Annotated in this window: 7 protein-coding genes; 1 reads left to right on the top strand and 6 read right to left on the bottom strand. The window is 50.9% G+C overall.

What is annotated here, in order from left to right; all coding sequences use genetic code 11:
- The 6 genes from B2X65_RS09655 to B2X65_RS09630 form a co-directional block, all read right to left on the bottom strand.
- Positions 1 to 7,105 (bottom strand): Ig-like domain-containing protein (locus tag B2X65_RS09655; protein WP_290612287.1); only part of this gene is annotated, 7,105 nt, incomplete at its 3' end.
- Positions 7,102 to 8,019 carry a sulfotransferase family protein gene (locus tag B2X65_RS09650; RefSeq protein ID WP_290612285.1) on the bottom strand — a complete coding sequence of 306 codons (918 nt, stop codon included), beginning with the start codon at positions 8,017 to 8,019 and terminating at the stop codon, positions 7,102 to 7,104. The genes B2X65_RS09650 and B2X65_RS09655, both read right to left, overlap by 4 nt.
- Positions 8,020 to 8,143: 124 nt before the next feature.
- Positions 8,144 to 9,382, bottom strand: a complete 1,239-nt coding sequence (locus B2X65_RS09645; protein ID WP_290612283.1) for a DEAD/DEAH box helicase — start codon at positions 9,380 to 9,382, stop codon at positions 8,144 to 8,146.
- Positions 9,383 to 9,513: 131 nt separating this feature from the next.
- Positions 9,514 to 9,666, bottom strand: a complete 153-nt coding sequence (locus tag B2X65_RS09640) for a DUF5989 family protein (protein WP_290612281.1) — start codon at positions 9,664 to 9,666, stop codon at positions 9,514 to 9,516.
- Positions 9,666 to 10,079 carry an SxtJ family membrane protein gene (locus tag B2X65_RS09635; RefSeq protein ID WP_290612279.1) on the bottom strand — a complete coding sequence of 138 codons (414 nt, stop codon included), beginning with the start codon at positions 10,077 to 10,079 and terminating at the stop codon, positions 9,666 to 9,668. Before B2X65_RS09635 ends, B2X65_RS09640 begins: the two co-directional genes overlap by 1 nt.
- Positions 10,080 to 10,103: 24 nt before the next feature.
- Positions 10,104 to 11,942: a carbamoyltransferase family protein gene (locus B2X65_RS09630; protein WP_290612278.1), complete on the bottom strand. Its 1,839-nt coding sequence runs from the start codon at positions 11,940 to 11,942 to the stop codon at positions 10,104 to 10,106.
- Between the two features lie 77 nt (positions 11,943 to 12,019).
- Between B2X65_RS09630 and B2X65_RS09625 the strand changes: the two genes are divergently transcribed.
- Positions 12,020 to 13,897, top strand: a complete 1,878-nt coding sequence (locus B2X65_RS09625; RefSeq protein ID WP_290612276.1) for a tetratricopeptide repeat protein — start codon at positions 12,020 to 12,022, stop codon at positions 13,895 to 13,897.
- The last annotated feature ends 5 nt before the right edge of the window (positions 13,898 to 13,902 follow it).

Here is a 13,902-nt window from a genome sequence, read left to right as displayed (position 1 = left end):
CCGACACACTAATTATAACTGCATTAGTCACGCCCACATCACTGTTAGCCGGCGCGCCGCTTAAGGCCCCAGTTGCACTGTTAAACATTGCCCAGCTTGGTTTATTGGTAACGCTAAAAGTCAGAGCAGCATCAGCATCTATGTCAGTTGCTGTAGGTGTAAAGCTATATAAAGCACCTTGCGCTATGGTCGTAGCTGGTGAACCGCTAATCGTTGGAGCGTCATTGACATTGGTGACACTCAGATTAAAGGCCGGTAATGTCGCACTTAAACTACCATCCGACACACTAATTATAACTGCATTAGTCACGCCCACATCACTGTTAGCCGGCGTGCCGCTTAAGGCGCCAGTTGCACTGTTAAACATTGCCCAGCTTGGCTTATTGGTGATGCTAAAAGTCAACGTCGTATCCGTATCCACATCGGCTGCGGTGGGTACAAAGTTGTAGGCAGTGTCTTGTGCCACAGTTGTCGCTGGTGAACCGCTAATCGTCGGTGCATCGTTAACATTCACAACAGTGATAATAAATGGTGAAGACCAAACTTGCTCGATACCATCACTGACGCGAATAAAAATTTCAAATGGGTAAACGCCGACATCACTTTGTTGCGGTGTACCAAATATACGACCGTTTGAGGTATCGACGGTTAACCAGCCTGGTAAATTTACCGCATCAAATGTCAGTGTTGCATCTGGATCAATGTCTGATGCAATAGGGGTATAATCATAAAACACACCTTGGTTGATAGTAAGCGGTGGCGTCACCGTAATAACAGGCGCATCATTTACAGCATTTACCGTGACAGTAGAAGCCGTATTGATGAGGCTGCTGTTAGAGCCGCCATTATTAGAGTCACCGCTGTCCAGTGCACGGACCAGGGTTATAATCCGATTTATGGTACCTGGATTTTCACTGGTGTTTCGATAGGTTATGCTGTCAATAACCGCAGGCATATCAGCCGGGTCAATGTCCTCCGCGCCGATATAGACCGTCGCCGTTGCACCAGCAAAGGTAACCTCGAAATGCAAAGGTTGGCCTGCACTTGAAATACCTAGCCGTTCAACCAGCGGCAAATCCTCGCCGTAGATATTCAGAACTTCATTGCTGCCATCCACAACATCGGCAATGCTCAGGTAAAAGCCTTCGATAGTCTGGCTGGACTCTACCGCGTTGCCACTGGCGCTGGAGAATACCGCAACCGCTGGCCCGTTTTCGGTATAGCTTGGGTTTAGCGCAGAGACAGTAAAGACCGGAGGGTCATTAACGTCAGTAATGCTAAGCACCGCAATGGCAGTTGCACTGGCACTTTCGTCATCGGTAAAGGTAACACTGATGCTGGCATTGCTGCCTGGCTCATCACTACTGGAGCTAAAGGTAAGTTGTTGTAATATTACCGCAACATCAGCACGGGTAGGCGTTTCGCCGTTGACGTTGGTGAAGCTCAGGCTAAGTTGGCCGGCAACACTGCTGTTAACACTGGCAATGCTCTGGCCGTTTTTCAGCAGGCTGGCACTAAACAAACTAATGCCATTGCCATCGTTAAAGCCAAATACATCTGTGGTTATTGCGCCACCCTGGCGCACCAGAGTTAGCGCTGCTCCGTTGTAATCACCCGCACCGCTATTACGTGCGTCTAAGTCGTCATCACTTACCGTGGCATTGCTGTCTATTAGTACGCCAACGTCACCTTCAACATAGTTAGCGCCGCCGTTAACATTGCTTAGTACAGGGGTAGCATTGCCCTCAACGGCACCAATATCGACAATGCCACTGATGCGCGCACGGCCATTGGCATCCACTGGCAACGCCTCAGTAGTGTTAGTGTCATTGTCCAGGTCGTAAGTATCAACGGGAAGGTTGGCATTGATGCCAGCGGCAACTAAAGCACTGCCATTCAACGGACGGTGCGTAAGTACTTTACCTGCAGCATTAAAGGCAAGGTTACCCAGCAGCAGGTTATCGGTACCCTGGCCATTTAAACTGTTGCTATCACTGACAATATCGGCCACGCTGCCGAAATAGCTGTTAATGGCACTGGTAACAGGCCCACTGGTGTCTGCCAGCGTGCCGCCGGTCGCTATTGCCGAGCCGCTATTATCTGCTGTTGCACCGGTGCCTGCCGTATTACCAGCCACCACGGTATTAACAAAATTCACGCTGCTATTGGCCGACACACCACCGGTGGTGCCTGCGGCGGCATTACCTACAATGGTACTGTTGTAGAAGTTACCGGTTGCATTGTCTAAGCGCACTGCGCCGCCAGCAGAAAAATTGCCGATTGTCTTGTTACCGCTAAGTGTGCTGTTTACTGTATTTACCGTAGCGCCGTTCAACGCATAAATAGCACCACCTTGCGCACTCTCGCCCGACGTATAGTTACCCCTTAAGGTACTGTTAATCAGGTTCAACACGGTACCGTTGTCCGCCAGATAAATGGCGCCACCATGTGAGTCGGTATTATTGCCGCTCATTGCCGTATTGATCAGCGTCAGGCTTGCCCCCTGCACGGCATAAACTGCAGCACCGGATATCGCATTGTTGTTGCTGATTTCGGCGTTCTTTGTAGTTAAGCTGCTACCGGCGTCCATATAAATAGCACCACCAGAAACTGCAGAGCCGCCCGTTAGGGTCATCGACTCGATGGTGATGTTTGTAACATTGGCGTTCATGGTTAGCACGCGGCCATTGTTCCCGGCGGAAACGGTAACGTCTGTAGTACCGTTATCATCTACATCACCGTTAAGCGTCACACCTCTGTGCGCCATTACCAAAGCGGTGCCATTTAAGCTTATAGTACCGCCTTGGTTACCGGCGGTGCTGCTATCCAAATCGAAGGTAATGGTGTCGCCGCTACGCGCATAATGCAGCGCTTCACGCAGGCTTAAGCCGTCACCGTCGTTTTTGTCGGTATCAAAGTTGGTGTCTATTGTCGCATCCAGACCAGAGTCTAGTGCCGATGTTGCCAGTAAAGCACTAGCCGTAACTGACAGCGCAATGGTATCCGTATCGCTGTTGCTAAATTGATCGGTAGATACGACAGAAATGATAAAGTCACCGGCCGCATCTGGGGTATAAACCAGTGTGGCCAACACATCATTGACGTTTGATGCCAGGCCTGTAATCGACACACTACCGCTATTGTTGCCGGTAATTGTCATACAGGAAGCAGCACCCTCGTCGACATAAAAACTGCCGCTACTGACGCTCAGCACGGTGGTAAGTTCACTGGTTTCGGTTACGCTTATAAGGTTTGCGCCGATAAACGCCAGGGTTTCTACCGTACTAACCGTTACCGCCGTAGGTACATTGTTTACCGGGGCTGACAAATCTTTGTACAGATAATTTAGAACATTCCGGGTGTTTCCGGCAGTGTCTGTCAATGTAAAGCTAAGTTCAATTGCACCGTCAGCCAGGCCCGATAGGTCTATGCCGGTAAATTGTTGCGCAGCTTCAGTAACCGCCAGATTAGACGCTGTTACGGCGGTTCCACCGCCACTACTGCTAATGCTATAGCTTGCAGTCGTGCCAATTTCTGCACCATTAACCGTTACACTCAGCGCTGTCTGGTTCTCGGTGGTTACCTGATTTTGGTCAAAGGCGGCATAACTAATCGCGGGTACAGTGGTGTCAATGTTGATACTAAGGGCACCGGACGCAGCCGATGTATTTCCTGCGGTGTCAGCAGCTTGCGCAGTGATATTGTGGTTACCCGCCGTTACGCCGCTGCCGGTAAATGACCAGTTACCTGAGCCATCGGCGACAGTATTACCCAGGCTGCCATCAATCGAAGACGTTATTGTCACCGTGCTATTTGGCTCTGCGGTACCCGCAAAGGTAGGAGTGGTGTCAAAAGTGATATTGTCGGTGCTGGATGCGCCGGTATCAGAGCCTGTTGTAAGATCAGGTACTGATGGCACATCAGGTGCCACGGCATCAACCAATACTGCGGTAGTGGCCCCTACACTATTTAAGGTTAAGGTCGCGTCATTGTTTCCAGCATCCCGTAACGTGCCGCCATTGGCAGACAAGGTGCCAATGCTTATACCATCGGTGTCGTTATCACCCGTTTGTACAGTATAGCGGAACAATAAGGCACTGCTGCCTGAGCCACTTGCATAGCTCGCTTGTCGAGTGGTTGCACCCACGGTAATGGCCAATTGCGGTGTACCACCTGCTGTGTTGACCGTGACGCTTTCATCAAAGTTCACCGCAAAATCCAGGTTTTGCCCACTGACGTAAGTGGCATTGGCGGGTACGGTAACAGAAGCCACAGTGGGTACTGAGGCATCAACTAATACCGAGGTGGTTGCCCCTACGCTATTTAAGGTTAGGGTGGCATTGTTACCTGTTGTATCGCTTAAGGTGCCGCCATTGGCAGACAAGGTGCCGATACTAATACCATCGCTGTCGTTATCACCAGCTTGAACGGTATAGCTAAACAGTATCGCGGAGGACCCACTGCCGCTAATGTAGCTTGCCTGGCGGGTTGTTGCGCCCACGGCAATGGCCAATTGCGGCGTGCCGCCACCGGTGTTTACTGTGACGTTTTCGCTAAAGTTAATGCTGAAGTCTAAATTCTGCCCACTAACATAAGTGCCATTAGCAGGTACGTTGACCGAAGATACAATTGGCGCTACCGCATCCACTAACACGGATGCTGTCGAACCTACTGAGTTCAATGTCAAATTAGCATTATTACCAGCCGCATCTCTTAGCATGCCACCATTGCTGGCTAAGGTGCCGATAGCTATACCGTCGCTGTCAGCGTCACCACTTTGCACGGTATAACGGAACAATAAGGCACTACTGCCTGAGCCACTGACATAGCTCGCCTGGCGTGTGGTAGCCCCTACCGTCAGGCTTAGTTGTGGCGTGCCGCCGCCGGTGTTTACCGTGACGTTTTCGCCAAAGCTAATGGTGAAATCCAGGTTTTGCCCACTAACGTAAGTTGCGTTGGCCGGTACGGTAACGGAAGCCACATTAGGTGCCGTGGTATCTATGGCGTAATTGCCAGAATCCGTAGTGCCGCTGCCTGCATTGCCTGCTGTATCAACAATACCAGTATTATCCAGCGTAATCACATTGCTGGCATCGGTGACACCAGCGGATGGCGTTAACGTCGCAGTCCAGGTAATGCCACCATCGCTAGAGCTCAACCCGCTTGTTGCGCCGTTAGCGGTGGTGAGATCGGCGATAGTAAAACCAGTAACGGCCTCACTAAAGGTAAAGGTAACCAGCGAGGTTTCGCCTGCTGCAAGCGCGGTATCTGACACGACTATGCTAGCGGTTGGCCGCGCAGTATCAATAGCATAATTATTGGAATCGGTGGTGCCACTACCGGCATTGCCGGCGGCATCAGCAACGCCGGTGTTATCCAGCGTAATCACATTGCTGGCATCGGTAACGTTGGCGGTGGGCGTTAACGTCGCAGTCCAGGTAATGCCACCATCGCTGGAGCTCAACCCGCTTGTTGCGCCGTTAGCGGTGGTGAGATCGGCGGTGGTAAAGCCGGTTACCGCTTCACTGAATGTGAACGTAACCAGCGACGTTTCGCCCATGCTTAATGCCGTATCGGAAACCACAATGGACGCCGTTGGACGGACGGTATCGATGGCGTAATTATTTGAGTTCGTGGAGCCTGTGCCTGCATTGCCTGCTAGATCAGTAACTCCGGTATTATTCAGCGTAATCACATTGGTAGTATCGGTAACGCCGCCAGTTGGCGTCAGGGTTGCTGTCCAGGTAATGCCGCCATTGACGCTGCTGACTGCACTTAGTGCGCCATTGGCAATAGTTAAATCGGCGTTGGTAAAACCAACAACGGTTTCACTGAATGTGATCGTCACCAGCGAGCTTTCACCCACTCTTAATGCGGTATCGGCGACTACAATAGAAGAGGTTGGCGGTGTGGTGTCAGGTGCAACAATGTTTTCTAATACTATGTCATCTAACCCAGCTTTAAATGGGACATTGGCTGTTATGGTAATAACAGAGGTATTGGCTGCCAAGGCCGACAGATTAACAGGTTGGCTAGTTCCGAATCCTAAAGATGAGGTTGAAACACTGCCACTGATGTTACTGGTAAACGTAAAAGTAGCAGTACCATATGTCCAGTTAGTGATATGTAAACTAGCCGGATCAAATGTTTGACTTCCCGTAAAGCTTAAAGTAACGGAGGTTTCAGTGCCCATACCGCCGTCATAACCCAAGTAGGCATATTCACGAAACGCTGCATTAGCATCAACACCTCGAGTTGCACCATTAACGACTAGAGAGAAGTTTGTGCTGGGACCCGATTCATTGACAATAACATCATCAGCGCTTGTTGTTCCGCCCTGGTTTGTTACATCTGAAACGGTAAAGTTGAACGTTTCTAAAACACTAGTGAAGTCTTTTAGTGCTATTGACTGTTCCAGTGGGGAGGCGTTGATGTCGCCCTTATGAATTTCTAAATCCCAGTCACCGCCCAAAGCGGCATTGCCGGTAAGGTTATTCGAGGCCGCTATATCTACATGGGTATTGTTTTTTAGAATATCAATAAACTGTTCACCGTCAGCACCTTGCGCTAATTCGCAGCCGTAAAACAGTAAATCGCCGCCTTTACGCAATGCTTTATTTAGCACGCTAAAAGTGTCGGGGTGCTGCATTAAGCTGTTTGCATCAACATGGCTGCCACCTAGCGACAGCGCACCGGCGCTAGCATGGGAAAATATACGCACTGTTGCCAAATTAGCATAAGGTGCCAGTGCCTGTTTCAGCTGTGCTAACCCAGAGCTTGTGCCTTCCAGTTCTACCCACGCCACCCCTGGTTTTATTGCCCGGCGCAAGATAGCTTTATCCGCGGCATTCAGTGCTGCATCCACAATAAACAGCTCGTTTACGGGCATAGCCTGCTGCAGTTCAAGCTGCATATCGGCGGTGTCTGCTTGGGTATTGGTAGCAGAAAGTGGCTGTTTATGGCTAGTACCGCTAGAGAGTATGCCGTTTGCAGAAGGCGCTGCTGCACTCAGGTAGCTGCGCTGGTAACTGCCCATGGGTTGTGCAGCATAGCCGGCAATGGGCAGCAAAACAGATGACAAGCTAGTGAGTAAAAAATTCTTCATAGTGATGATGTTTCCGTGTCTGCGCTAGCGAGCTTAGTGGTTTTTTTGCCAGCTATAATGTTGGCGGCAGTGCCGGCCTGATCTTGCCAGAAATCCATATCCTGATATTTCACAAATAAATCGGGCGGTAAAATGCTGCGGCGTTGTTTAAAATCAACTTTTTTTCTCACCGTATGCAGCCCTTTAACGCCTAACTTTTGGTCAAATTCGCTTTCTTCGTAATCTACCTGTTCAAAGTCGTGTTTAAACGGTGTTTCGCCAAGAAATTGATAAATGAGTTCCAGCGTCCGCACAGGGTGCTGACACAGCAGGTCGTAATCTACCAACAGTAATCTATCGGAGTATTCGCCGTAATAGGCTTCTTTTAATGCTGTCCAGGCAGCACCTACCGCACCACCGGCATTAATTAATGACTCACAACGGCTATAAACCGTTTGCCGATTGGCGGCATTAAACATGCGGCTGTAGTCAAAGGGGTTTTTGCGATATATAACTTCAAAGCTGTCCATAATCCAGGCCGGATTCCGTACGCAGCAAATCACTTTAAAATCGTCAACCAGCTCTACTAGCTGATGCAGCCTGGCTGTCCAGTTGCGACTGGTGTCAAAAATAACCGGTTGCGGTTTATCGGCGTAATAGGCATCGAATAAGGCGCGACAAATGCGCTTACGTTTTGCTTCGTCAAAAAAGGAGTAAGACTCGCTGGCAGCGCCCATTTGCTCGAGTGCACCATTAACTAATCCTACTACCGGGCTTGTCATAGAGGCATGAAAGCGCGGGTTTTGGCGAAGAATACCGGCGAGAAGGGTTGAACCAGAACGGGGTAAACCAGAAATAAAATGAAATTTTTGCGGCATGGGCAGCTCAATAAGCTCAACAGTGCACATTTCAACCGCAATTGTTAACAACGTCAAGCACTATTCAGTTTATATTCAGCTTAATTTTGGGGAAGTGAACTTTTCAAAGCCACGTAAGTAACGTGGCATTGATATAAGTACTGTATAAATACCGACAGGGCGGTATCTGCTCTATCCTTGATTAACTGCGGGGCGAGCGACGGCCGTCACGGTGCTCTGTTTTTGGCTTTTTCGGCCGGTAAGGTTTGCTGTTTGGGTTACTGTCAGCCAATTGCTGCACCGGCTCAAACCCGGCTACCACCTGCCGTGGAATTTGCTGTTTGGTTAAACGCTCAATGCCGGCCAGTTCTTTTGATTCATCAGCACATACTAACGATATTGCCTGACCCGATTTACCAGCACGGCCGGTGCGGCCAATACGGTGCACGTAATCTTCAGCAACATGCGGTAAATCAAAATTGACCACTTGCGGCAGCATATCGATGTCCAGGCCCCGGGCGGCGATATCGGTCGCCACCAGCACGCGGATAGTGCCGGCTTTAAACTCGGCCAGTGCTTTGGTGCGGGCGTTCTGGCTTTTATTACCATGAATAGCCAAAGCGCTGATGCCGGCTTTTTCCAGCTGTAAACTCAGTTTATTGGCACCGTGCTTGGTACGGGTAAATACCAGTACCTGCTGCCAGTTATGTTGTTTGGCCAGCGCAATTAACGCGGCGGCTTTCTGGTTTTTATCTACCGGATAGACCCACTGCTCTATTTTTTCAACGGTGCTGTTAGGTGGTGTTACCGTGACTTCTACAGGGTTGTGCAACAAGCCTTTAGCCAGGGTACGGATTTCGTTGGAAAAGGTAGCCGAGAACAACAAGTTCTGCCGTTTGGCCGGTAACAGTGCCAGAATTTTTTTAATGTCGCGGATAAAGCCCATATCCAGCATGCGGTCGGCTTCATCCAGCACCAATACTTCTAACTGGGTAAAACGCATGGCGTTTTGCTGATATAAGTCCAGTAACCGGCCTGGCGTGGCGATCAGAATGTCCACGCCTTTGCGCAGAGCCATCAGCTGTGGGTTAATGCTAACGCCACCAAATACTACGGCTGAGCGCAGTGGCAGGTATTTACCATACACTTTTACACTTTCGGCAATTTGCGCTGCCAGTTCACGGGTGGGCGTTAAAATAAGCGCCCGTACCTGGTTGGCCTGCACTTTGCGGCCCTGGCTACTGCCCTCGCTTAACATGTGTAATAGCGGCAGGGTGAAGCCTGCGGTTTTGCCGGTGCCGGTCTGGGCCGCGGCCATTAAGTCCTTGCCTGATAATACGGCCGGAATAGCGTGCTGTTGAATGGGTGACGGTGAGGTGTAGCCTTTGTCGCTAATGGCTTTTAGAATATCGTTCGACAGGTTTAAATCGGTAAATTGCATGCGTTATCCCGCAATAAAGGCTGCGAGAAAAATCTGCCGCAGCTGCAGTGGCCCTCGTTTTGAAGGGCGTGCAGCTTACAGGATCTGTGCGCTATTAGCCAATAGTGATGCTGGCAACAGCGAAATCCGGGCTAAAATAGCGTATAAATAAACCCTGCTAAGGCCGATTGCTGGCTTACCACCACCAGCGCGCCCAGTAAGGCCAGCACCAGAACAACCGGTAACAACCATATTTTTTTACGAACCCGCAAAAAAGCCCATAAATCAGTTAAAAATTCCTGCATTAAAATGGATCCTCTAAATCTTTCGCGGTTGGTACCTTATCGGGCGCTAACCAGTAGCTGTCACCAGTGGGTTTATGCTGGTATTGCAACTTACTGAAGAGCCGCAGCACCAGGCCAAGCGGCAATAACATCACATAAAAAACCAGGCCCAGCAGCAACCGTGTGTTTATCCAGGCCATCACTGCGGCAAATGCCATCCACCCGCGGTACGGATAATACAGTCCGGTTGGCCAGCACCACGCCATGATTAGCAGCATGGCCGACAACACCAGCGGCCATAGGGGCAGTGTCGCCACGCTAAAATAACCAAATAACCAGGGCAGCAACAGCGAAAACACTAACGGCAGGGCAATAGCCATTTGCCAGCCAAAAGTACGTAAGCCGCTACGGTCGGTTTTTAGCAGTAACTGCATAATGCATCCTTAGTGGGCAACGGGTTAATCATTTGCAAAACTGCGCAATCTGGCTGCCGCCAATTGTGCCGGATCCTGCTCAGCCTTACTGAGCACACAGTTGCCCAGCACCAGATAATCCATGTCCGTTGCCAGAAAGCCCTTTAACGCTTCAGCCGGACTACACACCGGTGGCTCGCCCCGGACATTAAACGAGGTATTAATCAGTATTGGCGTCCCCGTCAATTCGTGAAAGGTTTGCAGTAAGTGATGAAACCGCGGATTAGCCGATTTGCTCACCGTTTGCACCCTGGCACTGTAATCAATATGCGTTATCGCCGGCAGGCTTGAGCGCTGCTCTGCCAGTTTAGCTAAACCCCGGGTTTCTGGCGGCAGACTGATACATAATTCGGGGTTCACCTTCGCCACCAGCAACATATAGGGGCTTTGTGAACTGAGATCAAAATACTCGCTGGCGTGTTCAGTTAATACGGCCGGGGCAAATGGCCGGAACGATTCACGTTGTTTAATTTTTAAATTAAGAATGCTTTGCATGGCAGCACTTCTGGCGTCGCCCAGAATAGAACGGTTACCCAGAGCCCGGGGACCAAATTCCATCCGCCCCTGAAACCAGCCCACCACCTGGCCGGCAGCCAGTAAACCGGCGGTGGTGTGATATAACATGTTATCGCTTAATTGCTGGTAAGGGATCTGCTGCTTGTCCAGTAAGCTGCATATTTCATCATCACTGTAAGCCGGCCCTAAATAGCTACCCTGCATCTGATCGTGCTGCTCATCTGCCGCTCTGGGTTGCTGAAAATACTGATGCCAGACCAGCATGGCCGCCCCTATGGCACCGCCGGCGTCCCCCGCTGCTGGCTGTACCCAAAGTTCCTTAAACGGGCCTTCCCGCAACAGGCGGCCATTAGCGACACAATTAAGGGCCACGCCGCCAGCCAGACATAACTTACTGGCCCCGGTCAGCTTATGAGCATGGCGGGCAATTTTCAGTACAATTTCTTCGGTAACCTGCTGCACCGAGCAGGCTAAATCCAGATACAACTGGCTGGGCGTCGCATCCGGAGCTAACGGCGGCATGCCAAATAACTGTTCGAACTTGCGGTTTACCATCCTTGAACCCGCCGGATAGCTAAAATAGGCCATATTAAGCGCAAAGCTGCCGTCAGATTTAACGCTAACCAGTTCGCGATAAATGGTCTGAACAAAGCGCGGCTCGCCATACGGCGCCAGCCCCATCAGCTTATATTCACCCGAATTCACTTTAAAACCGCAATAATAGGTAAAAGCAGAATAGAGTAAACCCAGCGAATGTGGGAACTGCAGTTCAAACAAGGGTGTCAGGGTATTATCTTTACCCTGCCATATTGTTGAAGTAGCCCATTCGCCGACGCCATCGAGACAGATTACAGCAGCCTCCTGATAAGGGCTGGGATAAAACGCTGAGGCGGCATGCGCCTGATGATGCTGACTAAACAATAACTGCGGCAACGCCTTTTTTTTATCCAGCCCTGCCAGGGTGCGAAGCTCGCGGCGCAGCACGGTTTTTAAATACAATTTTTCTTTCAGCCATACCGGCATGGCACTAAGAAAAGAGCGAAAACCCCGCGGTACATGGGCCAGATAGGTTTCCAGCAAACGCTCGAACTTTAACAGCGGTTTATCGTAAAACACCACGGTGCTTAAATCAGTCACCGCAATGCCGGCTTCAGTTAAACAATAACTTATGGCATCGACAGGAAACGCCGCGTCGTGTTTTATCCGGCTGAAACGCTCCTGCTGCGCCGCGGCCACAATAACCCCGTCGGCCAGCAAACAGGCGGCGCTGTCATGATAAAAACAGGAAATACCCAGAATATATTGCATAAGCCGGCTACTGCCGCACCATCCATTATAAAACCCTTATCTAAAGTAACCTTAATTGACAACGGGCGGTAGTTCAAATGCGCCAAAACTTGCTGCCCCCGAAAACATCGGGTACCGTCATGGTTATTCTGCCGTTTATACCGAATATCATGCCGACTACTCTTGCTTCAGCAGCCACCGTAACCCGCCGCAGTAACGTGCTGTTTTACAGTATCGCGTTGGCGATCCCACTGCTGCTGATCCTGGCAGCAGAATTACTGCTGCGCCAGAGCAGCCTGTACCAGCGTTATCCGTTAACCGTGCCGGTGGCGACGATGCCAGGTTACCTGCAAGCCAACCCGGCGTTGATTAACCGCTACTTTGCTACGCCGGAGCTGGCGCCGCAGGTTAGCCCCGATACCCAGTATTTTCTCTCTGACAAACCCGCTGGCCTGCAGCGGATCATTTTTATTGGTGGTTCTTCGGCCGCAGGCTTTCCCTACGGCCGCTGGGGCGCGCCGGCGGCCATGTTGCAACAGCGCTTAAAAAGGTTGTACCCGGAGCAGCATATTGAAGTAATCAATCTGGCGATGGCGGCGATAAACTCCTACACCCTGCTCGATATCAGCGACGAAGTCATTGCTCTTAAGCCCGATCTGGTGCTGGTATATGCCGGTCATAATGAGTTTTTAGGGGTATTGGGCGTGGGCTCTGCCTTTGCCGGTGAGTATAGCCACGGCACTAAACTGCTGTATTTAACGCTGCGAAAGCTGGCGTTGTTTCAGGCATTGCAGCGTCTTAGTGCCTGGCTAAGTGCGCCCCCAGCCTTTACGGCAGAGCGAACCATGATGGCGCAAATTGCCCGTCATACTGAAATAGCGAAAGACAGCGCCTTGTTTAATGCCGGCATTAACCAGTTCAGCGCCAATATGCGCCTGCTACTAAGCCAGTATCAGACAGCTGGCATTCCGGTACTGCTCAGTACTATTGCCAGTAACGAAGCCGATCAGCCGCCTTTTGTCTCAGCCAAGCCGGCTCATCCAGATCCGACAATCCAGCAATTGCAGCAGGCCCTGATTACCGAACCCCATATTGCCAGCTGGCACTTTCAGTTGGCGGGGCTGTATCGGCAACAAGGCGATACACAGCAGGCCCTGATCCATTATCAGTTGGCACGCGAGCATGATTTACTGCGCTTTAGGGCGCCACAGGCCATTAACGCCACGCTAGCCAGGCTCAGTAGCGATTTTAAGCTGCCGCTGGTTGATGGGGAGGCCATGCTACGCCAGCAAAGCGCTGATAGCATTATTGGTAAACCATTGATGCTGGAGCATTTGCACCCCAATCAGCTGGGCTATTTCTGGCTGGCTGAAGCGTTTTTACCAGCGGTGCAGCAGCAACTTGGCCTTAACACTACCGACAACATCGTTACCCCGTCCCAGGCGCTGGCCGATATGCCCTTAACAGAAGTAGACCTGGCCCTGGCACAGTTTAAGGTGCGCCAGCTGACCGCTGATTATCCGTTTGTCTCTTCGCGGCAACCGGTCAACTTTGCGCCAAGTAGCAACCCCTTTATTGCGCTGGCACGCGAGCGCAGCAATGGCTTAAGCTGGCTTGAGGCCAGCCAGCGTTTAGTGACCTTGTATCAGCAGCAAGGCCGGATTAGCGATGCCGCCAAAGTTGCGGCGTTATTATCTGATGCGTTGCCTACCGAGAGTCATATGGCTTTTGTGGCAGGACAACTGTATTTCGATAGCCAGCAATTCGCGCTGGCCGGTTATTATCAGCGTAAAGCCGTTACCAGTGCGCCGGACAATATCAACTACCGCTTAATGCTGGCCCGCACTTACTACTACCAGCAACAGCTGGCACGGGCCTTAACTGAAGTTGAACACATATTAAGGCGGGAGCCAGGCCACCCCGTGGCGCAGCGCCAGCAACAGCAATTACGTCAACAACTGACAGCAGGAGACTAAGCCGG

The organism is Arsukibacterium sp. UBA3155, from assembly GCA_002364615.1.
Lineage (GTDB): Bacteria > Pseudomonadota > Gammaproteobacteria > Enterobacterales > Alteromonadaceae > Alishewanella.
Note: the sequence above shows the minus strand (reverse complement) of the source record. Positions and strands in the feature narration are given on the sequence as shown.

Coding starts and splice junctions, on each gene's coding strand:
- B2X65_RS09645 (WP_290612283.1), bottom strand. CDS start 9,382: ATGCAATTTACCGATTTAAACCTGTCGAACGATATTCTAAAAGCCATT.
- B2X65_RS09640 (WP_290612281.1), bottom strand. CDS start 9,666: ATGCAGGAATTTTTAACTGATTTATGGGCTTTTTTGCGGGTTCGTAAA.
- B2X65_RS09635 (WP_290612279.1), bottom strand. CDS start 10,079: ATGCAGTTACTGCTAAAAACCGACCGTAGCGGCTTACGTACTTTTGGC.
- B2X65_RS09630 (WP_290612278.1), bottom strand. CDS start 11,942: ATGCAATATATTCTGGGTATTTCCTGTTTTTATCATGACAGCGCCGCC.
- B2X65_RS09625 (WP_290612276.1), top strand. CDS start 12,020: ATGCGCCAAAACTTGCTGCCCCCGAAAACATCGGGTACCGTCATGGTT.